We start from the raw sequence: 23,382 nt of genomic DNA, 5'->3' as shown, positions 1-23,382 counted from the left end.
CATAGACTAAAGAACGCGAAGGTGACTAGCATGATTGAGATAAAAATTTCCAAATTGAGTAAAGGAGAGTTCAAAAGAGGAGTATTTGCGACTCGTGATATACAAAAAGGTGAACTTATACATGAAGCACCTGTCATTCCTTATCCTAATGAGGACCATGATTATATAGAGAAAACAATACTTTCAGATTATGTGTTCGAGTATGGTGCTAATCACACAGCCATCCTCTTAGGATATGGCAGTTTGTTTAACCATTCGTATCAGCCTAATGCCACCTATGACATCAACTTTGACAATCACACATTTGACTTCTATGCCTATACAGACATAAAAGCAGGGGATGAGATACTTATAAACTACAATGGTGATGTCGACTGCGACGATCCGTTATGGTTTACTAAAAAAGATTGAAAATGCAATTTCAATCTTTTTGTATCAAGCTATCTTTTCAGAAGAAGGTCGCCGATTCGTTGCCGTCGGCAGCCTTCAAAATATCTTTTACTACAACCTCAGCTATAAAATCACGGTTTTCTTCGTTGACATTGATGATTTTCACCCCAGGAAGCCTTTTAATTTTGTCTATTTCTGGATGGCTATCTAAAGGAATTGTACCTAGTACAATGTGATGATTTTCCGAAACTACTTTATAAATCATTTGTTGAAAAGGAATGGAAAGCATTTGCATAAATCCGATTTCATCGATAACTGTTACTTTTTTCGACTTTAAAGAGTCCTGTATAGACTTTAAAGCCACGTTTTCGAAGTTACTTATGTCGATACCATATCTACCAATTTTAAGAGAACTGTTACTCTCTACGTTAGCAATTACTTGACTTTCTCCTGCAAGGGTTACACATTTAAAACCGGTTCGGTCTCTGGCATCTCGTATTTCCTCTGTATAAAAGCCCCCGCAATTATCAGGACCAATTTCATTTATAATCTTTTTAATCAAAGTTGTTTTACCCATACGAGGTTTACCGGTAAGAAAAAAAATTTTTTCGTACATCATATGTCTTAAGGTTCCCCTTTCTATACAGTCCTTTTCAGTTTTAGTTCAAACTTAGGACTAGTTTCATATGCCATATAATTTATATTTCCATCAAAATCCAAGTAAGCTTGATAGCGGGTACGAATAGCTTGCGCTGTAACCATATTAAGCACCTTATCCTTTGCTACCCAGCGACTTTCGGATGTTTCTTCCGAAGTACACAATTCTCCACCGACGGGCTTGCACACATAATCTAACATTACTTTAGTAGGGACATCAGTAACACCGTCATGCCATTTATAAACTCCTGTATTTGAATATACACCAATCAAGTAGGAAACAACTGCGTCTATTCCGCTTTCCTCTTTTATTTCTCTACTTAATGCATCCATTAGATTTTCTCCGACTTCCACCTGTCCACCAGGGAAGACCCACCCGCCATCATGTGTCTTCACTAACAGAATATTTCCTTGTTCATTTTCTACGATTCCACCTACCGCTACAATATGTGTTGGCATTGCCATTCTTATTACCCCCAAACATAAAGTTAATATTCGATAACCGCAGCTCCAATCAAATCAAAACCGGAATTTCTTTAGCAGAGATTCCGGCTTATCGAATTTGAGAGGACAGCATTCGGATATTTGCTGTAATTATCCGATCAATTCATTTACTTTGTCCCGATCGAGCTTGTTGATAACAGCTGTCAGCAGTGCAGCGGCTTGATCGAAGTCGCTTTTTGACATAATAGCATTATGGCTATGAATATATCGGGTGGCAAAACCGACTACAAGGGAAGGACAGCCGACCCCGCTCGTATGAAATTTGCCAGCATCCGTACCGCCCCCAGACAAGGCGTCCACCTGCACCTTGATGCCGATCTCTTCAGCGGTATCCATCACGAAATCACGTAATCCGGCGTGAGGTACCATAGTGGCATCAAACAGCAGCACCAACGGTCCGTCTCCGACGTTGCAGGTCATGTGCTGTGATTCGTTTCCGGGAGTATCGTACGCAATACCTACATCAAGTGCGAAAGCAATATCCGGCTCCACCAGATTCGCAACCGTCCCGGCACCGCGCAAGCCCACTTCTTCCTGGACGGTCGCTCCTGCGTATACGATGTTGGGATGATCTGCGTTTTTTAGCCTTTTAAGAACTTCTACCGCTAGCGCGCAGCCCGCCCGATTATCCAGCGCTTTGCCCACCCACAGTTCGCCGCCACGCATAGTTGTGAAATCGGATACGGGAACGATCCAATCGCCGAGACGGACGCCCATTTCTTTGGCATCTTCTTCATCCTTCGCACCGATGTCGATATAAAGATCCTTAAGTTCCATTACTTTTTCGCGTTCTTCCTTTTTTAACACGTGCGGAGCTTTCGAACCGATAATGCCTGTATATTCGCCTTTACGGGTTTTTACTTTAACACGCTGGGACAGTACGTTATGAGGCCACCATCCCCCAAGTGGATGAAAGCGGAGAAATCCTTTGGATGTAATTTGCGTCACCATAAATCCAATTTCATCCAGATGACCGGCGAGAAGCACTTTTGGACCGTCAGCCCGACCCGTTTTTTTACCCAACACACCTCCAAGCCGATCTTTGACAATTTCGTCGCTTAAAGGCTGCAAATATTCCTGCATGATCGTACGCACTTCGCGTTCGTGCCCTGGTACTCCGTCGGTTTCCGTCAGCTGCTTCATCATCTGCGTCATTTCATCCATATGAGATATTCACTCCTTGTTTTGAAATAAGAGTATCGTTAATGTGAGTTTTAAGCGCTGCCGTCTTCTTTAATCATTCGCTAACAGGAAAGAAATTCCTTTCTGAAATGCAATCAAAAAAACGGCAGTCCAATGGTGCCGTTTTGATTTTTAATTAATGGCAATCTAACGTTCAACATGGGCATCAGGAGCCTTATCCGAAACGAGATTCAAGATAATGTCGTGCTCAAGTAGCGCCTTTAGACCGCAAAGAACAATCGTAAATCCTTCCGTTGAATCTAGGGCTTGCTTTACAATGTCAGCCCCATCTCCTTTAAATCCTGTGTTAGTAATCGCAACAAAAGTTTCGTTCTCTGCCCGAGAAGTAAAAATCCACTCGACCGTAGTGCCAAAATCGATGAGGATTCGCTTGTTTTCCTCGATTTCTATTACATCAACGGCTGCAGAAGCACCGTACATCTCCCAATCCCACTGGACACGTTTTCCCGTTTCTAATCTTCCGCTGCTTTTTGTGAACCAGAACTTTGAAGTAATCGCAGGGTCGATAAAAGCCTCAAACACCTCCTCAACCGGTTTTCTGATAAGCATTTCTGCCTTTGCAACGAGTACATCATTCAGGATTTCCATCATGGTTCTCCTTTCATCGTTAAAGGTTCCTTATATCATAGTATATAACATATAATCTCTTTGAAATTGGTCAGCTTAAGTAAACTGTCACTCACCAGATTACAGACCGTCCATAATGTAAATAATTGTAATTTTAATTTATTAAAAAACCAGTCCCTTAAAAAGGACTGGTTCACGCTGTGTTTAGTGGCTAAGTAAATTTATCAGGCAACGCCTTAATGATTTCTTCGTATTGCAGAGCAACTGCTACTTCCAAAATATGTATAGGGTTTTGATGAGCGTAAGCTAAGAGCAATTCTTTAGTAAACTCATCATCATTTAACTTCAAACTTCTTTTTATCAATTCCATCATAGCTCTTTGATTGCGAAAATTAAGCTGCTCAATTTTTTCTGTCGCTAATTCAATATCACCCTGCATGGTACACTCCTAATATCACGTGATTTTGGATTGTTGTAACAAACATTCCACCTCATAATAATTCGATGTAATCCCAATTTTTCAGGGGGGATAAAAAAACCTTCCATCTAGGAAGGCTTTTTTATTGGAATCTTTTTTTGATATCCAATACATACTTTAGAATGACAGAAATCCCGCCAACGAAATATACACTCACAAGAATCCAACCCGTAGGATCAATTGGAATCATGGATATAATAACGTTCAAGGGCAGGACATAAAATAGGATATCCTTCAAATAATCCAAAAAAGTTGTATTGAAAGTGCCTTCCCAAAATGATTTGGCAAAGGAAATAATAAAATCAATGATCATTAATCCAAATATGGCCCACATCGTGTAGATCATCCAGTCTGTAAGTGTAAAGGTCATTTATCATCACCACCTTCCTACATACTATGTTAGGAATACTGACAGGTGAGGATAAAGTAATATTCTCTTGTCCGATTTAAAGTGGTTTTTTAGCATCAATGATAAGAGAAACAAAACCTAGTTTACCATTCTGATTCCTCTGGTCAAAACGTTTGGAACGATATATAAAACCCATTATTTCATCCCATTCTTTGTAATGAAATGCTCCATATTCATCACAATATTCCAACAAATTAACTTCAAATCCAGCCGATTCAAATATTGAAGTTATTGTTTTATAGTTAAGGACAATTTGGTGGCTGGCTGCGGGGTGATCTGCGGGACCAGGTCCACCTACTTGTACACCTTTTTGATAATCTTCATCTTGAAAAAAACCATCAGGAACAGCACAACGTACATAACCGCCTGGCTCTAGGAATTCAAAACAAATCTTTGCGGCTTCAATACCCTCATGATAGGTTAAATGTTCCCAGACATGCTCTGCCAATATTGCCGAAATCGTATTTGGTAGAAAACGATTTACCCATTCATCTCTTTTTAATAAATCTAATTCTGATTCCTGAGTTTGAATCCACTCGGGATTATTGTTATATTCCCCAGAACCAATTACTACTCTTAATGCATCCTTTGGAGTATCTATCATTACAGAAGCTCTCCTACCCGTTAGAAAAGGCTGCCACCCTGCAGCCCTTTCGTTAATGAACGATCATTACCTGTAAGTTATAAATTAAGCGCTTTTGTTGCCAAAGAGCATTTCATTGAATTTTTGGTGGACCCCAAATACTCCTCGGTCTGGGTCGTAGTTAGATAAAACGGCTAATGTGTCTTCCAGAACGTAACTATCGGAGTTGATCATATTCGCCGGCAAAAAAGGCTCTTGTAACACTACGAAAAGCCAATACCTCTAATACTCTCTCTTCATAGAATAGAGAGTGAGCAGCAGATACTATCTTTGCAGCTTCCATAGTGACGAATGAAAGGGATGCTGAGCTTATATGGGATGCCAGCCTGGAAGGGTCATCATTGTTAACAACGAAGGCACGATAATATTTGGGAATGTCGCAACCATAAACATCAAAGAAACCTCGGTTTCCACCAACGGAAGCGGTTCCTCCAGCACTGACGAATCGGATCAGAATGAAGAGAACGCTTCGGATTCCGGTACTGTCTCGGCCAAAAGCTCAAAAAGACGCCGATACAAGCCACGGTAGCTTTATCATCCTAGCAGCTAGTTCTAGGTTTAAAATGAAAAGCCAGAATTCTTTCAGCCAGAATTCTTTCTCTAAGGAAGAAATTCTGGCCCTCACGTGGATTAATCCTTTTCACGATTGAATGTCCAATGCCAAAAGTTCAAGCTTCACAGGAAAGCTGTAACCCATAGACTCCAATAAAAGCTTACCTTCCTCATCTTGTTCATTTACCAACGTCTCTACATTGATTCTTCCATTTTTAAGGTGATATTCAAAAGCCTTAGCAACGAGAATCTCACCTAGTCCTTTATTCCGCCAACGTGGAATTACGAATAACCTTTCAATTGCACCTGTTTGCCAACACATGACACTTCCAACTAGCTCATTGCCTTCAAAAGCCGAAATGGTATGAAGTTCTGGTCCCCCCATCATCCATTCCAGCATATTGACGCTTCTATGTAGAACACCTTGATAATATTGTTCTCAACTTTGGTGTATGCAACTCTTTCTTCTTTTGTTTCCAACGGATTATGATAAACCTCTACACTAATTGGTGTATTGACTTCAGGAATGAAGTTATCAAGCGACCGCTTAGCGAAATAATACGTTTGATAAGAGGAAAAGCCTTGTTGTATGTAAAATTCACGGTCGCCATCAAAATCATCCCATGCAACCAACTTGGTTATCGCTTCAGGATTACGAATAGCGTGGCAGATGTCAACTAATGAAGGATACAAAGCCATTCTTATTTCAAAAATATGCTCGTGAGCATTTTCACTTACCTCCATCACAAATTCCATTACATCATGATCATCAGCAATTCTATGACGTAAGTAGCCCACAGCGATTAAATTTCCTTCTTCGTTGAACACACAACTCATCTTCTGATGTTCATAATCTTTGTTATGTTTAAAAAGCATATATGCCTTAGGACTTAACTTCATAACACTTTCCTCTAACTCTGGACTATATGGACGAACTACCATCGAAATCCTCTCCCTTGTCAAATGATATCAAATATGATATCAAACATTCTGGCTTCCGACAGGTAAAGAACTATTATAGTTGATCTAATCTCCCGAAAACGCAGCAAAGCTGCCGACTGAACACTGCCGACAGCTTTTATTCAACTCTTGTTCCCTTGGGGATCGTTCTAGATTCCTCTGACAATTTACTGTTGAGGACCAGGCTTGGATTGAGTAAACACAGCCACATATTTTACCTCATTCGTAATTGGACTCAAGCTGTGTTTTTCAATCGAATCGAAGTATAGTGAATCTCCTGGATTTAATGTGTATTCCACGTTTCCGACTTTATAATTCATTTTGCCCTCTAGAATATATATAAACTCTTCACCGTTGTGGCTGAAAACATGCCTGCTGTCATGTTCATCTTTCCTTGAAACAAAAAGAAACGGCTGCATCAGTTTGTCTTCTCTTTCGACGGCAAAAGCAAAAAAGGAGTAGCCTTTTTCCGTTTTTACTAATTTCGATTGGCTTTGTACCTCCGTTGTATAAATCGTGCCTGATTGCTGTTGATCATCTAAAAGTATTGAAACTTTAGTCCCTAAGGCATCGGCGATTTTGATTAGGGTTGAAATGGGCGGCATCGTCTTACCGTTCTCTATTTTAGACAATAAGCTTTTAGAAAACCCGCAAATATCGGCTATCTCTGTCAAACTCCGATTTTGCTCTTTCCGCAGCTTTTTAATTTTATCTCCAAGTTCCATCTGTAAGGCTCTCTCCCGTGTCATATTGTTCAATCAAGTTTATCATAACTATACGTTGTTTAATCGTCAACAAGTGACAATATTAAATAATGACAGAAAATTGAAGCCCCTTATAATACCGATTTTCTTTATTAGGCTCCTTTATAGATAGGGTTACTTTAATCGAATGCTTTTCCCCATACTGCATGATTTTTTGTAATAGCCCATCAGTGTCCTTATAACCAAGACGGCCATTAAGCACAACCTTGATATCAGAACTGAACAAAGAACGGAAAATATCCTGATATACCTTAATATGCTCCCAAAAGGATTGTTTTTCAAATTGATAAGAACCTTGATCTATACCAGCTGTTACCATACAAAACAAATGAAAGTGGGGGAGCATCCCGGGTTCGTTTCCAAAATATTGAGCCCTGACATGTCTGTGAGTTGTTGATAAGCGGATAAAATCTTCTCGGTTGCTATTTTTTGCGACTTTATCAAGTCACTGATATGCAAAGCTAAGAGGTTGGTCGCACTTGGTGACGACTTATTAGTTTTCTCTCTAAATACCTCAAGCAGCAGGGTATTAAAATCGGCTCCTGATATTCGTTCACTAAGTAATGCAACTATGTCATCTACACCCAGCTCTCGAACTATACGTTGAAGATTATTTTGTACATCCGACGACATCGCTCATCCCCTCCCCCAAAAAACTGTCATTTTACTTTAATTTAGACCCATCTAAAAATTCTGTAGTGAATTTATTCAGTATATAGATATATCTGTACCGTAGAGGGTAAGTTGGAGACGCTTTGCCACTGCTTGTGAAGCGTAATTATCCCAGGAGGTGCTGTAAAGGGCTACTTTCCCTGATACGTGTACTGCAGCCAACCATGCTGATGCAACTGCTATGGCATATCCTTTGCCGCGATATTCTTCCAATGTTTCAATGCCCGCTTCTGCCGCTCTATCCGTATTTCTCGCACTAAAGCACACAGAGACTGCTTTATTATCCTCAATTACCATATAACACGGTTCCCGATACTTTAATTCGGTCAATAATTTTTTGAATCCTGGCTCTAAATATTCTCTATTATCATTTGTTACCTTTACAGCCTGACTAGCTCCTACCTTATAATCCTCAAAAACATAAGCTGGGCCCATCCATATACTACTTATTTTTGTCTGTTGTTCTAATTCATTAATAATCTTTGCCAACACTATGTTTGTATCATCGCTATTATTTATTATTTCTATCATTTTATTTGCAATGTCACTTGGAACATCCCCGCGAAACCTCAGAACATTGCCTTTTTTTGTTTTTCCCCAAAAAAGCCGGGGGGCTGGATGACCTTCGAACTCATTAACTTTTGTTATTCTCCCCAAAGAATCGTGAGCAAATAGAACCTCTGCTTGAATATTCATCAGTTCAAATTCGTTATGCATGCTTTCCCCCTTCATAAATCCTCCTATTTTTTCCTATATGGATATAACACTTCGTCAATCCAATTACAAAACTTTTCATACGCTTCTTCATTTGTTTTAACATTGCTAATGAATATTCCCATAAATTCGTTATAATGATGCTCTTTATCACCGAACAATGATTGATATTCCTTGTCATCTGCAAAATCATTAAAAAATAAATCCATTGTTCCATCCTCTCTGACCCAAGCAATTGCCTCAATAAAGGGAGTACACTCATCTTTCCAATTGTCTACATGCAAATGATTTCCTGTGTAGTTTTCAGGATTGAAATAACCATGCTCATACACGAAAAATCACCTACCTTAATCAGATTATCACAATCGTCTATTTCTCTTTTCATCCAGATAAATATCCAGCGCTTGAATTCCTCGAATTGCTAGTTTAATGAACAGGTAGAGACATGTAATTCCAAGCAGCATAAAGACACCTTTAAAAATGAACATTAAAGTAGGTAACAACTCAAACATCGAAAATCCTGATGATTCAGTTATGAGACACACTTCCTTTCTGAATTAATTTAAGTATTGTTTAGTCTACACCATATATTTACATCTATCCACGTTTAAGATCGAAAAGTTGTCAATCACATCAGTAAAATAAAAAACGGTTTCTTCCAATCATACGAAGGAAGAAACCGTTTATAAGTTATTCAGTGTTACATTTACTTACTGCTCGCAGCCGCCCACGCGTCAAGCTGCTTTTGTTTCTCGGAGATGATCTTATCGATCCCCGCTGTTTTCAACTGTTTAATGAATTCAGGCAGCTTGGACACAGGATCAACCGTTCCCGTTTCCAAAGCAACTTTATACTGGTTCTGCACGTTCGTTACCGCCGCGATTTCCGTTTTAACCGCATCGGCGTTAAAGGTGAAGCCCAGCGCTTTCGATTTTATTGCGTTTTTGTTAAACTCCGCCAGCTGATTCCAAAGCTCCGGGTCATCCCCGTTCCAAATGTGGGATAGGGACTGGTTCCCGAACATCCATCCCATTTGCAGGTTGTAGCCGGAATTCGTTGCATCAACGCCTTCCGGGTAATCGATGACATTATCAGACACTTTCACGTAATGCTTGTTTTCAATCCCGTAATCAAGCAGATTAATGAAGTCTTTATCGGTGTACATCATGTTGAGCAGCATCATCGCTCTCTCCGGATCCTTCGAGCTTCTTGCGATACTCCACATAATTGATGTAATGTTGGACGTCGCTGTAACCGCTGGTCTGAAATGTATCGACACCATTTCCTTTCCTGTCGTTCTTGATTCTTGTGTCTCAATACCCGGCTTCATATGGGATATAAACGAGAAAGCCTTGCCGGACTTGACCAAATTGTACTGCGTCTCTGTGCTCGTAGCAGCATCCTTTGCAATGTAGCCCGCTTGATTCCATCTTCTGACTGTATTCAGCATCTCTGCATATTCAGGTGTCTCATACATGTTCACAACTTTTAGGCCGTTATCATGGCCCGGAAGCACGCCAAATCCATCACCCAAGGTATCAAAGAAGCTTCCTACGTAAATATCAATAATGGATGTTCCGTACTTGACCGTCGGAATGAGGCCCGGCTCATTGTCCTTAATGATTTTGAAAACAGCATCCAGATCGTCCAGCGATTTAATCGCGGTCGTATCGATGTTATATTTATCAACCAAATCCTTGCGCATCGTAATTCCATAGTCCGCGGCCAAATCCCTGATGCTCGGAACGGCGTATATTTTGCCATCAATTCTTGTGGCATGCAAGAACGCCGGATCAAGAGAATCAAGCGCTTCCGTTACCCCTTGCCCTTGCTCAGCCAAATAGCCGTCAAGCTCAAGGAACTGCCCTTTAGCCACGTCCTGGCTATAGGTTCCGAGTCCGCTCAAGATCAGGTCTACCTGCTCATTACCCGACATCATCAGCGTTTTTTGCTGAGACCAAGCGCCGAAGCCGATCGGAATCAGCTTTACCGTCGCATTGATTTTTTCCTTGGTCATTTTATTAATTTCGTCCGAAACCAGCTTGAAATCCTTCGGTTCGCCGGCAACTGGGAATACCATTACGAGCTCGACAGGCTTTAATTCACCATTGCCGTTACTGCTTTGACCCTCCGAAGCTGCTCCGTCGTTCCCGGAATTGGTGCTGCTTTTGCCGTTGCTGCCTCCATTGCTGCATGCTGTGATCAACATGGTAAATGCCAAAGCTAACAATAGAATCGATTTTGCCGCATTTCTGTTCTTCGTCATTGCTGTGACCTCCCTATTTAATTTAATGAAAGCGTATACACTTAGTAGAATAGATGAAAACTCGCAATCTAACTTTCAGATTTCCGACCTACCGATTTTGATTTTCCGTCGTATCTACTAATTAATGAACGGCAACCGTCCTGCTCTCTCCCTCTCCAGCCGGAGGAGTCGAGCGCTTCAGAAATAAAACGGCCGTCAGCAAGGCAAGCACTACGAGGGCGAATGCCAGCAAAAAAGCCTGCCTCATGCCTGCTGTCATCGCCAGCGCAAACAAATCAGAGTCCGAAATAACGCTCGCATTATTCGCCGCAAAACGGCTGGAACCAGTCGTCATGACCGTTACCAGCAGCGCCATCCCAATTGCTCCGCCAACCTGCTGGAGCGTACCGGCAATGGCCGTGCCGTGCGGATACAGCCTTCTCGGAAGCCCGTTCAAGCCGTTCGTCATAACCGGCATCATCAGCATGGAAATGCCTAGCATGAACAGCGTATTTAGGGAGGTTATCGTCAAATAGGAAATGGTAGGCTTCATGAAGCCAAACCCGCTCAATGTGACCGCCATAAGCGAAAGACCGGTAACCGCCAGCCATCTGGCCCCGTATCGGTCAAACAATCTGCCGGTTATCGGCGACATAATCCCCATTACGATGCCGCCCGGAAGCATGACTAAACCTGCATGCAGCGGTGTGTAGCCCAGCGCATTCTGAAGGAATATCGGAACCAGCATCATTGTCGAAAACATCGCCATCATGACAACCATCATAATCATGACAGAGAGGCTAAACATGCCGAATTTAAATGTTCTTAAATCCAGCATCGGCTGCCGCATCGTCAGCTGCCGGCGGCAGAAGAAAACGAGCGCACAACCTCCCACTGCAATCGGCCAGAGCACTCCTGGATCCGACCATCCTCCGTGTCCTTCCCCTGCGCTGCTGAAGCCGTACACGATCCCGCCAAAACCAAGCGTGGATAGGAGCATCGACAGCGGATCGGCCTTGCGGTTGCCCGATTCCGTCACATTTTTCAACCGTATGTACGCAAAGACCATAACGAAAGCAGCAATCGGCATCACGCTGTAAAACAACACCCGCCAGCTGTAGTTTGCTACAATCAGTCCGGATAACGTTGGGCCGATCGCCGGCGCAAATGTTATGACGATCCCGATCGTACCCATGGCAGCTCCTCTTTTATGAAAAGGAACAATAGCCAATACGACATTTGTCAGCAATGGAAATAGAATCCCTGTTCCCGCCGCTTGAATTAACCTTCCGGCAAATAGAACGGCAAAACCGGGGGCAATCGCCGCCACGAGAGTGCCGGCTGCAAACATTCCCATAGCAGATAGAAACAACCCCCTTGTCGTAAAACGTTGTATTAATAAGGCGGTAGCCGGTATAAGCACAGCAATGACGAGCAAATAGCCGGTAGTCAACCACTGGGCGGTAGTCGGCGATATGCCGAGATCGTTCATAATCGGCGTCAGCGCCACGTTGAGCAGTGTTTCGTTCAAAATCGCGACAAAAACCCCAAGCACCATTACGAACACGATTAATCGGTTGCCATTGCTCCCGAAGGCCGATTCCTTATGGTCAGGTACGTTTGATATATCCACGTGACTTTCTCCTCTCATTATGCAAAAGGCCGTCAGCACGGAGCATTCCGCTCACTGACGGCCTCCGGTAATCTCACCGGACATGAAGGTCTTATTCGTTATTTTTTTCTTTGTTCAGATCTGCAAGAATCTCATCCAGTTTCTGCTCGGTAATCTCCCCTTTACTGATCCAAACCAACCCGCGTGCCGGCATGCTCATGAACATGGCCATCCCCATTTCGGCCGCATCTCCGTCCATCGCATCCTCCACCGGATTCTGATTGAGTAATTGTGAAATGTCTCTATTCATCGTCGTAGTCATTGATTAATAACCTCCTTTATTTTACCAGCTCAAATTTGGATTCCTGCACATCCCTGGAATTCGGACCGACATACACTTTGAATTCTCCGGGCTCCGCCTTATAGCTCCCGTCAGCCAAGTAGTATTTCAAATCGGCTTCCGTAATCGTAAAGCGGACTTCCTTGCTCTCTTCGGCGTTCAACCGCACCTTGCGAAACCCTTTTAGTTCTTTCACGGGACGGACGGAGCTTCCATACAGATCCTGGATATAAAGCTGAACGATTTCTTCTCCCGGAACGGTTCCCGTATTCGTAATGGAAAGAGTAAGGTTGATCGCATCCGATCCTGATAAGTGAACCTTATCCAACCGTATTTCTGAATAGGTAAATGTCGTATAACTGAGACCGTAACCGAAAGGATACAGCGGCTCATTAGGTCCGTCTAAATATTTGGATATAAACTTCTGAGTGCGATTTTCCTCGGTCACCGGCCTGCCCGTCATAAAATGATTATAATAGACAGGCGCCTGCCCAACCTTGTATGGAAAACTCATTGTCAATTTCCCGGATGGATTATAATCGCCAAGGAGCACATCTGCAATGGCATGCCCCGCTTGCGAACCGAGGAACCAGGTTTCGACGATGGCATCTACATGTTTATCGAACCAATCCAGCACGAGCGGCCTGCTGCCCGTCAGCACCAGCACGGTCGGTTTACCGAGCCCGACGACCATTTCCGCCAATCGAAGCTGTACCTCTGGCAGCCCAATATCCATCCGACTGGCGGCTTCCCCGGACATGTCGCTATTTTCGCCCAACGCCAGTATGACTACATCGGCTTGCTTGGCCTGTTCGATCGCTTTCTTAAATCCGCCTGCGATTTCCTCCGTTACTTTACAGCCTTCCGCGAGTAGCAGCTCGACGCCTTTATCCCGCAGCCCGTTCGCTAAAGTGACGGTTTCATTGCCGTACCGGGAAAACTGCCATGGGCCGAGTAAATCCTTGCTGCTTGCAAAAGGACCAATGACCGCTATTTTCCGGTCTTGCTTTATCGGAAGCACGCCATCATTCTTCAGCAGCACAATCGACTTGCGGGCAAGCTCCCGGCTTGCCTCCAAATGCTCCGCGCTGAAATGAAACTCAATCTCTTTCTCTGGTCTTACATAACGGAAAGGATCATCCATAAGTCCAATTTTGAATTTGTAGGTTAAAATCCGTCGCACCGCAGCATCAAGCTGCGCTTCCTGCACGGCGCCTTCCTCGATGAGTGACGGGAGATGATCGTAAAATTGCCGGGTCACCATTTCAATATCCATCGTGGCGTCGAGCGCAAGCTTTGCCGCCTCTTTTCCATCCTTGGCTGCGCCGTGTATGGCGATCTCATCGATAGCCCCGTAATCGGAAATAAGCATGCCTTCAAATCCAAGCTCATCCCGTAATAGGTTCCTTAGCAAATAAGAATTGCCCGCCACGGGAACGCCTTGGTAAATGTTAAAAGCGTTCATAACGGAACCCGCTCCTGCTTCAAGCCCCGCTCGGAAAGGTGGCAGATAGACATTGCGCAGGGTCCCTTCGGAGATATCAACCGTGTTATAGTCCCGGCCCGCCTCCGCTGCTCCATAAGCAATAAAGTGCTTCAAGCAAGCAATGATCGTCTCCGGATCAAAGAGGCTTCCGCCTTGGAACCCTTCGACCTGCGCCTTCGCAATCTCGCTTCCGAGGTACGGATCTTCGCCTGCTCCCTCGACAACGCGTCCCCATCTCGCATCCCGGGTAATGTCGACCATCGGCGCATGATTATAAGTAATGCCTGAAGCGGCAGCTTCCTTGGCAGCAATGGCGCAGGCCCGTTTAATTTCCTCCATATCCCAGCTGCAGGACCATGCCAACGGGACCGGAAAAATCGTTTGATGGCCGTGAATAACGTCCGCGTTGAAAAGAAGCGGGATACGCAGCGGAGATTGCTCTACCGCGATTTTCTGCAGCTCGAATACGCGCCTGATATCGAACGCGCCCAGGATGGACCCGACTTTGCCATCGGCAACCAGCTTCTCCGGCGGTTCGGAGTCCACATCCCCTCCAAACGAGAAAGCGGACGCGAGACATTGGCTCATCTGACCGATTTTATCAACCAGTGACATCCGCTCCAGCAGCTGCTCGACTTCCCCCTTAATGTCATCGTCGGAGCGACCCTGTACGTTTGATTTCCGATAGGGAGCAACTTCCTCGATTAAATCCTCCGATAGCGAAGGTCCTCTTCCACTTGCGCCATTCAAGGTGATTTCACCGGCGTACGGAAGCTTCAGCGTACCTGCGAAAACGCTTTCCCCGAATGTCAAATCAATGGAGATTGTCTCACCCGGCATGAACATTGAACATCCTGCCGCTTTCAAACGTTTATCCTCAACCGAGAGCTCGGTAATCTCAATTGGCAAAGGCATCGGCTCGGCTGATACCGTTAAGGAATATCCATCATTTTCTTCAATCACAAAAATATATTTCGATTTCTGTTGCCCCAAAGTAACTATGCTATGCCAAATTCCGATCATCGTTCAACCTCGCCCCTCATTTTCTGATTAAGAGAATCGCCTCTTGATTGCCTCTGCGATTTCTACCATACAATCCTCCGCTTGCGGATACAATCCAATTTTATCGATGAATGCGTGATCCATGCCGCTATAACAGATGAGCTTGGTTTGAACGCCCGACCGAGACAGCTTGCGTGCGTACGCTTCACCTTCCAGGCGTAGGTAGTCGTACTCTGCGACGATGACAAGTGCCTCTGGTAATCCCGTTAAATCGTCGGCAAGCAAAGGCGAAACATAATGATGCCCCGGGTCCGTTTGCTTTTGTAAATACATGTCGTGAAAGAAACTGCCTCCCTGCTTTAACCCTTCAACGGCAGGAATGATGAGCTCCCGATGGTTATTAATGGTGTATTGATCGATACTCCATTCAAAATCCTCGGTTTGGATGCCCGCCATGTTGACCGTCGGATAAATGAGCGCTTGAAAATTGATCATGCCGGTACCGCGGTCCCTGTCCATCATCGCGCATACCGTCGCCAGATTTCCTCCCGCGCTATCGCCGCAAACGGTAATTTGCCCAGGATTTATGCCGATCTCAGCGGCATGAAGGAACACCCATTCCACGGCATCGAAGCAGTCGGTAAGCCCTGCGGGAAAGGCATGCTCCGGAGCTAAGCGATAGTCGACGGAGACTACAACGGCATTCGCTTTTTCCGCCAAAGCTTTGCACGGATTTTCGACCGTTTCCAGACTTCCTCCTATGAAGCCGCCGCCGTGGAAAAACAAGATGCAAGGGTGTATTCCTTCTGAAGACGGTGAATAGATACGTACGTGAATGCTGCCATTTGTTCCGATAATTTCCTTGTACACAGTTTGGATATCCGTACGGGTGACATCCGTGTTCGCCCAACCCATGAGAGCCCTGAGCCGCTCAATAGGAAAGCTCACTGGGGCAGATTCTGACTCCGGCATGAAAAGCATGCCGCCTTCATCGAAATTGCGTTTATTTTGACTTAATATTTCATATACCCTCGGATCCAGCTCACCAACAGCATTGGAATCAGGAATTTTTTTCGTTACGATTTCCATTAACACTCCCGCCTTTTATCAGGTATTTAGAGGGCGGTCCATCCGCATGTCTGCACCGCCCCTTCAACATTTCTAAATTACTTGCCTGATGCCGCCCAAGCGTCAAGCTGCTTCTGCTTCTCGGCAATGATCTTGTCAATTCCCGCTGCCTTCAATGCTTTAATAAATTCCGGCAATTGCTTCATTGGGTCTACGGTTCCCGTTTCCAACGCGATTTTGTATTGATTCGACACGTTCGTGACCGCCGCGATCTCCGTTTTGACCGCATCAGCATTGAAGGTAAAGCCGAGCGCTTTTGACTTTAAGGAGTTTTTGTTAAACGCAGCAAGCTTGTTCCAAAGCTCCGGATCATCCCCGTTCCAAATGTGGGACAGAAATTGGTTGCCGAACAACCATCCCATCTGCAGGTTATAGCCGGAGTTCGCCGCATTCACGCCTTCAGGGAAATCAATCATGTTATCGGACACCTTCGCGTAATGCTTGCTTTCAACACCATAGTCAAATAAATTGATAATGTCTTTATCGGTAAACATCAGATTGAGCAGCATCATTGCTCTTTCCGGGTTTTCCGAGTTTCTGGCGATACTCCACATGAAGGAAGTGATATTAAACGTCGTAGTAGCGGCTGGCCTCAAATGAATCGACACCATCTCCGTACCTGTCAGTCTTGATTCTTGTTTTTCAATGCCTGGCTTCATATGAGAGATAAACGAAAACGCTTTGCCGGCCTTCACCAAATTGTATTGGGTCTCCGTGCTTGTAGCGGCATCCTTGGCAATATAGCCTGCTTGATACCATCGTCTCACCGTATTCAGCAGCTGTGCATACTCCGGCGTCTCATACATGTTCACGACTTTAAGACCGTTGTCATAACCCGGAAGCACGCCGAAGCCGTCACCCAAGTTATCAAAGTAGCTGCCTGAGTAAGTATCGATGATGGAATTCCCGTACTTCACCGTCGGTATGATGCCTGGCTCATTTTCCTTGATCGTTTGGAAAACGGCATCCAAGTCATCCAACGATTTAATAGCTGTAATATCGATTTTATATTTGTCGACCAAATCTTTACGCATTGAAATGCCGTAATCTGCCGCCAAATCCCTGATGCTCGGAACGCCGTAAACTTTGCCTTCGATTCGTGTGGCATTCAGGAAAGCCGGATCAAGAATGTCAAGCGCCTCCTTAATACCTTGTCCTTGCTCAGCCAGGTACCCGTCGAGCTCAAGTAGCTGGCCTTTGGATACTTGCTGGCTGTACGTGCCAAGGCCGCTGACGATCAGGTCGACCTTCTCGTTGCCCGAAAGCATCAGAGTCGTTTGCTGGGACCAAGCCCCCCAGCCAATCGGAATTAGCTTTACGGTCGTGTTGATTTTCTCTTTCGTAATTTTGTTGATCTCGTCCTGCACGGCCACCAAGTCCTTCGGCTCTCCGCCCGCCGGGAAAACCATCGTTAATTCATAGGAATCTAACCCGGAATCGCTTCCGCTTCCCTCCGAAGTGCCCGCGGAATTGTTCTCTTTCGATGCGCAGCCCGTCATCAGCATCATTACAGCAAATAACAGCAGTGCAAACGTCTTGAATGTTTTTCTTTTCAATTTCATCCTACCCCTTCAGTTATAAATCATTATCTATCTAATCCGGATGTAAGCTCCGGAAATAGCCTACCCTTTAACAGCTCCGATCGTAAGGCCCTTCACGAAATACTTTTGGAAGAATGGATACGCGATCAGCAGCGGAATGACCCCGATGGCAGCCATCGCCATCCGCATGGATGCAAGCGGAATATTCGCGGCGATTTCAGCGCTCCGGCTGCCTGCTTGCGTTGAAGACTGCAAAAACTGAACGTCCAGCAAAATTCGGTTCAACAGGTTCTGAAGACTATAGTACTGGCTGTCGGTAATATAGATCAAGCCGTTGAACCAGTCATTCCAGTAAAGGATCGTGTAGAACAAGCCTACCGTAGCCAGCACCGGTGTTGACAACGGCAATACGATGCCGCAGAAAATCTTCCATTCCTTCGCTCCATCGATATAGGCCGATTCGATAATGGCTGTCGGGATGGAGGTTGCAAAAAAAGTCCGCATCAGGATAATGAAAAAACCGTTCATTAGCAAGCCGGGAATAATCAAAGCCAGCATCGTATTTTTCAAGTCAAAATAATTCGTATACAGCAAGTACGTCGGTACAAGCCCTCCGTGGAACAGCATTGTAAAAAATACGTAGAAGGCCAGCGTATTTTTGAAAGGCATTTCTACTCGCGACAGCGGATAAGCTACCATCGCCGTAAGCGCAAGTCCTACTGCCGTGCCGACCACGGTCGCGAAGATTGTGATGCCGTAAGCACGGAAGATATCAGAGGAGCTGTTCATCAAATGCTCGTACGCGCTGAAAGTTATTTTATCAGGAAAAAAGGCATATCCGCTGCGGACGATTTCCATATCGTCGGTAAGAGAAGCGGAGAACAGCAGCCAGAACGGCATGATGCAGAAAAATGTGAAGACCAGCATGATAATGTTAATTATCCATTGATAGAACTTGCCGGATTGCATAGAATTTCCCCCTTTCTAGAACAGCGCGTTGTCTTTGTTATATTTTCTCACGACGGCATTGGATATGATGACCAGAATAAATCCGACAAATGCTTGGTACAAGCCGGCTGCAGAGGACATCCCGATGTCGCCCAGGTTAATTAATGCACGGTATACATACGTATCGATTGTGTTCGTTACCGGCATAAGTACGCCTGTGTTAAGCGGCACTTGATAGAATAAGCCGAAGTCGGAGTAGAATATCCGTCCGATCGCGAGCAAAGTCATAATCGTAATAACCGGAGCAATAAGCGGAATCATGATCTTCCGGATTTGCTGCCATCTGTTGGCGCCATCAATCGTGGCAGCCTCATAATACTCGTTATCGATGCCGATGATCGCAGCCAAGTAGATGATGCATAAATTGCCGACACCCTTCCATACGCTCACGATCGTTAAGATCCAAGGCCAATACTTCGTTTCACTATACCAGGAAATCGGATCCAGACCTAACATGGGAAGCAAGATCTTGTTCATAAATCCGTTCTCGACATCCAGGAATCCGAGCACCAGATAGCCCACGATAACCATGGATATCAGAAATGGAAGAAGGATCAATGTCTGGTACATTCTCGATAAATACCGTTTGCGGATTTCGTTCAGCATAATCGCCAGCGCAATGGCAATCCCCGTATTTAAGAGAATGAAAGTAATATTGTACAGCAGCGTATTCCTTGTAATGATGTAAGCATCCGTCGTTTTAAACAAATACTCGAAGTTTTTGAGTCCGACCCAATCACTGCCGAAAATACCCTTCGCAAAATTGATGTCCTTAAACGCGATGACGATGCCGAACATCGGCAAATAGTTGTTGATGAGCAAATACAGCAAGCCGGGCAACGCCATTAGCACAAGCGCTCTGTATTTCCTCACCTTTTTGAGCTCAACAGCAAAAGTCGATATCTTCTTCTTCTTCATTGAGACCTGCTTCATTTCTTGAATCCGCGTCTCTGAATGGGCTTGCACGGGTCTCGACCACCTTTGGCTTCATTTATTTTCTTGCTTGGTCTAATACTAACGCATCGTAAATGCACCAACTACTTAGAATCCGACATACGACTTTTGAGTTTCCGACATGCGAAGAAGAGTAAAAAATGCCGTTAAAGGTGATCCCTACACCTCTAACGGCACCGCTTATTTCGATGGGCAGCCTTTGCGATAATCCTGGGGCGTCACCGATACTTCTTTTTTAAACAGCGTGGAAAAATAGGAAAAGTTAGAGAAGCCTACTGCCAACGCGACATTGCTGATCGTAGTATCCGTCATGGACAGCAGTTCCTTTGCAAGATTGATCCGTTCCTTTAAAATATAGTCAGATATCGAGAGACCCGTTTCTTTCTTGAACAATTTAACGATATAATCCGGGCTTAATCCGATATAGTCAGCGATATATTGCCTCGACAGCTCCTGGTCAATATGAAGCGCGATATACCGCTTGATCTTCTCCACGACCGTCTCGCTCGAATCCAGCCCTTGAATATGGACGAGCGCTTTCTCGAGAACGTCTCTTACCCAATCCTGAAGATCCTTCACGCTGCGTGTAGCCGACAGAACACGCTCCGGCGACAAATGATCCGAGAAAATTTCATCCGCGCGCAGCCCTTGCTGGTGAAGCGTATGCAGGACCATTTGCAGAAAGCTTTGATAAAATTGCTGCAGGCCTTTGGCGCCCAAGCACTCGATTCGCTTCCATGAATCCAGAAATTGCTGCGACTCATCAAGCAATTTTTTCTTATTCCCTTGCTTGATGAGCTCTGACCACACATTCATTGGAGGCAGTGGAATCTGAGATTCTTTCTTTATCTGCTCATCAATGAAGATGACACGATCGACGATATTGACTTGATTCTTTTTGAAGGCTATCAACGAATCAACCATATCCCTCACTTCATGTGCTTTTACTGGTTTGCCGATATAACAAGACAGATGGCAATACAAATATTGATTGCATACCTCAATAAACGTCCGGCAGCGGTTTCTAATATCATTGCGATTGGTGCTGCAGCTATCTGAGGATGGCTGGTCTTCCGAGAAAACGATCAGTAAGTAGTCTGGTTTGATCCGGACGATTTGTGCGTTCGAGCCGCGCTGAATGACTACCTCTTCCAACGCGTTGCGCAGCGCATACTCCATAATTTGCGCCTCACGGGCGGTCAATGACTTCTCCCAATGCTGTACGCTAATGACGACTGGCAGAAATCCCATTGACCTGGTGTACGGAATTTTCTGCTTCTCGATAATCTCCATGATTTTGTCCGGAAAAGATGGAATCGCCTGGCTGAGCACATCCTGCCAGAATCGCTCGGTTACCATGGTGGCGGATTCCCGCTCCTTCCTGATTTTCTCAATTAACTTCGTCATGACGAGCTTTAACTCATCATGCGGAACCGGTTTCAACAAATACTCGAAGCTGCCGAGCTGGAGCGCCTTCTTGGCATAATGAAAGTCGGCGTGGCAGGTCAGGAAGATGCACTCCGTTTGAGGGTGCTGCTCCTTCACCCATTCATAGAGCTCCAATCCGCTTCCTTGCGGCATCTCGATATCGCAAATCATCATGTCAACCGGCTGATTGTCAAACAACTCCTTCGCTTGCCGAAGGTTATTAGCTATGGCTACACTCACGATGCCAAGCTTTTGCCAATCCACACTCGATTTAATCCCATTCGCGATAAACGCTTCATCATCAACGATTAATAGTCGGTACATCTTCTCTACCTCATTTCTTTCGATAAAGGCATGATCATATCGACAACGGCACCGTTATCGTTAGAAAAGGCAATGCTCGCCTTATCCCCATACAACAAACGCAGCCTGCGCCGTACGTTCCAAATACCAATATGCTCCCCTACTTCATTCGTAAGGTTGATCTCCTGTTGAAGCTGCTGCAGCACCTCTTCGGAAAAGCCATGTCCTGTGTCGCGGATTTGAATATGCAGCCTTCCTTCAGGAAGCATGTCGATTCGCCATATCGCAATATCGATATGGGTAGCCTCGTCCGTGTTGATCGCGTGCTTGATCGTATTTTCGGTAAAGCTTTGGATCATTAATGGAGGAATGTAACAGTCAAGCAGTTCATCCTGAACGGAAACGGCATATGTCAAGCTATCCGGAAATCGAAACTTCTGGATTTTCAAATAGCTTTCGGTATGACTGAGCTCATCCTGCAGAAGCACGTAATCCGTATGGCTGCGAAACATGAACCGGAAATAGCGAATCAAGGAGAAGGACAGTTCCTGTATCAATTCGTACCTTTTCTCTTGCGCCAAGTAATAGACGACGTTCAAGCTATTCAGAAAAAAGTGCGGGTTGATCTGCAGCTGCAGCTGCTTAAGCTCCGCCTTCTGGTTGATCAGCTGCTCCTCGTAAACGTCGATTTTTAATTGTTGGATGTCGCTTATCATACTGTTAAACGTTCCGTTCATCAGCTCGAACTCGTTGGAAGCCGGTTTGTCCGGTATTCTTGCTTCCAAATAGCCCTCTTTGATTTTGCGCATGGCCACGACGATCCGGTTGATCGGCAGCAGTACCACCTTACGCAGGAAATAGACGGCAACAAGCAATATCAAGACGGATCCAGTTGCCAGAAGCAGGATGATCCTTTGCAGATAAGGCAGCTTCTCCAATATGTTCTGATCGGGAACCACCGCGACTAAACCGAAATCACCCTTGCCTGATTTCTCTCCTATCACCAGATATTTGTCATCGACGCCGGTTAGCCGGTACGAATGAGGCGTATAAGTCAGATCAATTTCATTTTCTTTAAAAAAAGCCTCGTCCTGAAGCGGCGTATGGCTTCCTTCAACAAGCAGCGACCTGCCTTCGGTACCGAGATCGAGAAGATCGAGCGGTCCCATGACATCATCGGCATTAACTCCTGCACCAATATACAAGTTGCCTGCTTTAATCGTATGGAGAAGATAAGCCTGCTCGTTAACATGAAGTACAGACCACCGGTCGTACTGATAGTTTTTCATCGTTTGTTCATCTTGCAGGAAATGGGTAATTGAATCCTTGATGGAATCATTATCGGAATAAGCGGAGCCCGTTGACTTAGGCGCAAACACCAGATCCTTATTCAATGGCGAATAGACGAAGAAAAAATCCAATGCTTTATAATAAGTAGCATTATCTCTTAACTCCGTAAAAAGCCATATACGTTCCAGATTGTACAAGTCGACATCGACCTCGGGAGGACGGTCGAGGATATATAAGCCGGTTTCTTCCGCGGCGAATTTGAGCAGGTAATTGTCGATATCCACTAACGTTGTATCGATTAATCCCATGTAAAGATTTAGCATGTTGCTGTTGGATTGAGCCACTTGGTTACGGACGACATCCATTGAATAAAAGTTGTTGTAGATCAGAAAGGAAACCATCGGCAGCATAATGAGCATTAGTCCTGTGACAAGCTTAAAACGAAGCGAATTATAGACAAAACGATTGAATAATTTCAAATTCTATTAACTCCCCTTTTGCCTATCAAATGAGTAAAGAGCATTATACCACG

The 23,382-nt window shown here is 44.7% G+C and carries 24 protein-coding genes; 1 reads left to right on the top strand and 23 read right to left on the bottom strand.

The window, feature by feature from the left end:
- Window positions 1-30: 30 nt before the first annotated feature.
- The gene (locus DFP97_RS06100) at window positions 31-411 is read left to right on the top strand and encodes an SET domain-containing protein (protein ID WP_114379089.1); all 381 of its coding nucleotides are present in this window, start codon (window positions 31-33) and stop codon (window positions 409-411) included.
- 37 nt (window positions 412-448) lie between these two features.
- Here the strand turns inward: DFP97_RS06100 and DFP97_RS06095 are convergent, their stop codons facing one another.
- The 23 genes from DFP97_RS06095 to DFP97_RS05975 all read right to left on the bottom strand — a co-directional run bounded on the left by DFP97_RS06095 (window position 449) and on the right by DFP97_RS05975 (window position 23,329).
- The gene (locus DFP97_RS06095) at window positions 449-1,009 is read right to left on the bottom strand and encodes a nucleoside-triphosphatase (RefSeq protein ID WP_181873369.1); all 561 of its coding nucleotides are present in this window, start codon (window positions 1,007-1,009) and stop codon (window positions 449-451) included.
- A gap of 20 nt (window positions 1,010-1,029) precedes the next feature.
- A complete protein-coding gene (locus DFP97_RS06090; RefSeq protein ID WP_114379088.1) occupies window positions 1,030-1,512 on the bottom strand; it encodes an NUDIX hydrolase in 483 nt (160 codons plus the stop codon).
- Window positions 1,513-1,641: 129 nt separating this feature from the next.
- The gene (locus DFP97_RS06085; RefSeq protein WP_114379087.1) at window positions 1,642-2,715 is read right to left on the bottom strand and encodes a M42 family metallopeptidase; all 1,074 of its coding nucleotides are present in this window, start codon (window positions 2,713-2,715) and stop codon (window positions 1,642-1,644) included.
- 165 nt (window positions 2,716-2,880) lie between these two features.
- The gene (locus DFP97_RS06080) at window positions 2,881-3,342 is read right to left on the bottom strand and encodes an SRPBCC family protein (protein WP_114379086.1); all 462 of its coding nucleotides are present in this window, start codon (window positions 3,340-3,342) and stop codon (window positions 2,881-2,883) included.
- Window positions 3,343-3,532: 190 nt separating this feature from the next.
- Entirely contained in the window at window positions 3,533-3,760 is a 228-nt protein-coding gene (locus tag DFP97_RS06075) for a hypothetical protein (RefSeq protein ID WP_114379085.1), read from the bottom strand.
- A gap of 121 nt (window positions 3,761-3,881) precedes the next feature.
- The gene (locus DFP97_RS06070; protein ID WP_114379084.1) at window positions 3,882-4,169 is read right to left on the bottom strand and encodes a hypothetical protein; all 288 of its coding nucleotides are present in this window, start codon (window positions 4,167-4,169) and stop codon (window positions 3,882-3,884) included.
- A 76-nt stretch (window positions 4,170-4,245) separates the two neighbouring features.
- The gene (locus DFP97_RS06065) at window positions 4,246-4,812 is read right to left on the bottom strand and encodes a class I SAM-dependent methyltransferase (protein WP_114379083.1); all 567 of its coding nucleotides are present in this window, start codon (window positions 4,810-4,812) and stop codon (window positions 4,246-4,248) included.
- A gap of 679 nt (window positions 4,813-5,491) precedes the next feature.
- The gene (locus DFP97_RS06055) at window positions 5,492-5,803 is read right to left on the bottom strand and encodes a GNAT family N-acetyltransferase (RefSeq protein WP_114379081.1); all 312 of its coding nucleotides are present in this window, start codon (window positions 5,801-5,803) and stop codon (window positions 5,492-5,494) included.
- A complete protein-coding gene (locus DFP97_RS06050; protein ID WP_147275021.1) occupies window positions 5,788-6,345 on the bottom strand; it encodes a hypothetical protein in 558 nt (185 codons plus the stop codon). The genes DFP97_RS06055 and DFP97_RS06050 overlap by 16 nt, the downstream gene beginning before the upstream one ends.
- 185 nt (window positions 6,346-6,530) lie before the next feature.
- Window positions 6,531-7,088: a helix-turn-helix domain-containing protein gene (locus tag DFP97_RS06045; protein WP_114379079.1), complete on the bottom strand. Its 558-nt coding sequence runs from the start codon at window positions 7,086-7,088 to the stop codon at window positions 6,531-6,533.
- 351 nt (window positions 7,089-7,439) lie between these two features.
- On the bottom strand, window positions 7,440-7,760 hold the full coding sequence (locus DFP97_RS06035) for a hypothetical protein (RefSeq protein WP_114379077.1): 321 nt from the start codon (window positions 7,758-7,760) through the stop codon (window positions 7,440-7,442).
- A gap of 75 nt (window positions 7,761-7,835) precedes the next feature.
- The gene (locus DFP97_RS06030; protein ID WP_114379259.1) at window positions 7,836-8,516 is read right to left on the bottom strand and encodes a GNAT family N-acetyltransferase; all 681 of its coding nucleotides are present in this window, start codon (window positions 8,514-8,516) and stop codon (window positions 7,836-7,838) included.
- A gap of 23 nt (window positions 8,517-8,539) precedes the next feature.
- Window positions 8,540-8,845 (bottom strand): hypothetical protein, encoded by a 306-nt coding sequence (locus tag DFP97_RS06025; RefSeq protein WP_114379076.1) that lies wholly within the window; start codon window positions 8,843-8,845, stop codon window positions 8,540-8,542.
- 374 nt (window positions 8,846-9,219) lie between these two features.
- Complete coding sequence (locus DFP97_RS06020; protein ID WP_114379075.1) at window positions 9,220-10,779, bottom strand: ABC transporter substrate-binding protein; 1,560 nt, start codon at window positions 10,777-10,779, stop codon at window positions 9,220-9,222.
- A gap of 121 nt (window positions 10,780-10,900) precedes the next feature.
- Window positions 10,901-12,391, bottom strand: a complete 1,491-nt coding sequence (locus DFP97_RS06015; protein WP_342773250.1) for an MDR family MFS transporter — start codon at window positions 12,389-12,391, stop codon at window positions 10,901-10,903.
- A gap of 91 nt (window positions 12,392-12,482) precedes the next feature.
- Window positions 12,483-12,692 (bottom strand): hypothetical protein, encoded by a 210-nt coding sequence (locus DFP97_RS06010; protein ID WP_114379074.1) that lies wholly within the window; start codon window positions 12,690-12,692, stop codon window positions 12,483-12,485.
- 16 nt (window positions 12,693-12,708) lie between these two features.
- Window positions 12,709-15,219, bottom strand: a complete 2,511-nt coding sequence (locus DFP97_RS06005) for a glycoside hydrolase family 3 N-terminal domain-containing protein (protein ID WP_114379073.1) — start codon at window positions 15,217-15,219, stop codon at window positions 12,709-12,711.
- A 27-nt stretch (window positions 15,220-15,246) separates the two neighbouring features.
- Window positions 15,247-16,287: an alpha/beta hydrolase gene (locus DFP97_RS06000; protein ID WP_114379072.1), complete on the bottom strand. Its 1,041-nt coding sequence runs from the start codon at window positions 16,285-16,287 to the stop codon at window positions 15,247-15,249.
- Between the two features lie 77 nt (window positions 16,288-16,364).
- Window positions 16,365-17,888, bottom strand: a complete 1,524-nt coding sequence (locus tag DFP97_RS05995; RefSeq protein WP_114379071.1) for an ABC transporter substrate-binding protein — start codon at window positions 17,886-17,888, stop codon at window positions 16,365-16,367.
- A gap of 60 nt (window positions 17,889-17,948) precedes the next feature.
- On the bottom strand, window positions 17,949-18,836 hold the full coding sequence (locus DFP97_RS05990; protein ID WP_114379070.1) for a carbohydrate ABC transporter permease: 888 nt from the start codon (window positions 18,834-18,836) through the stop codon (window positions 17,949-17,951).
- A 15-nt stretch (window positions 18,837-18,851) separates the two neighbouring features.
- Window positions 18,852-19,793 carry an ABC transporter permease gene (locus DFP97_RS05985; RefSeq protein ID WP_114379257.1) on the bottom strand — a complete coding sequence of 314 codons (942 nt, stop codon included), beginning with the start codon at window positions 19,791-19,793 and terminating at the stop codon, window positions 18,852-18,854.
- A 216-nt stretch (window positions 19,794-20,009) separates the two neighbouring features.
- Window positions 20,010-21,581 carry a response regulator gene (locus DFP97_RS05980; protein WP_114379069.1) on the bottom strand — a complete coding sequence of 524 codons (1,572 nt, stop codon included), beginning with the start codon at window positions 21,579-21,581 and terminating at the stop codon, window positions 20,010-20,012.
- A gap of 5 nt (window positions 21,582-21,586) precedes the next feature.
- A complete protein-coding gene (locus DFP97_RS05975; RefSeq protein WP_245975932.1) occupies window positions 21,587-23,329 on the bottom strand; it encodes a sensor histidine kinase in 1,743 nt (580 codons plus the stop codon).
- Window positions 23,330-23,382 lie beyond the last annotated feature (53 nt).

The organism is Paenibacillus prosopidis (genome assembly GCF_003337375.1).
Taxonomy (GTDB): Bacteria; Bacillota; Bacilli; order Paenibacillales; family Paenibacillaceae; genus Pristimantibacillus; species Pristimantibacillus prosopidis.
Note: the sequence above shows the minus strand (reverse complement) of the source record. Positions and strands in the feature narration are given on the sequence as shown.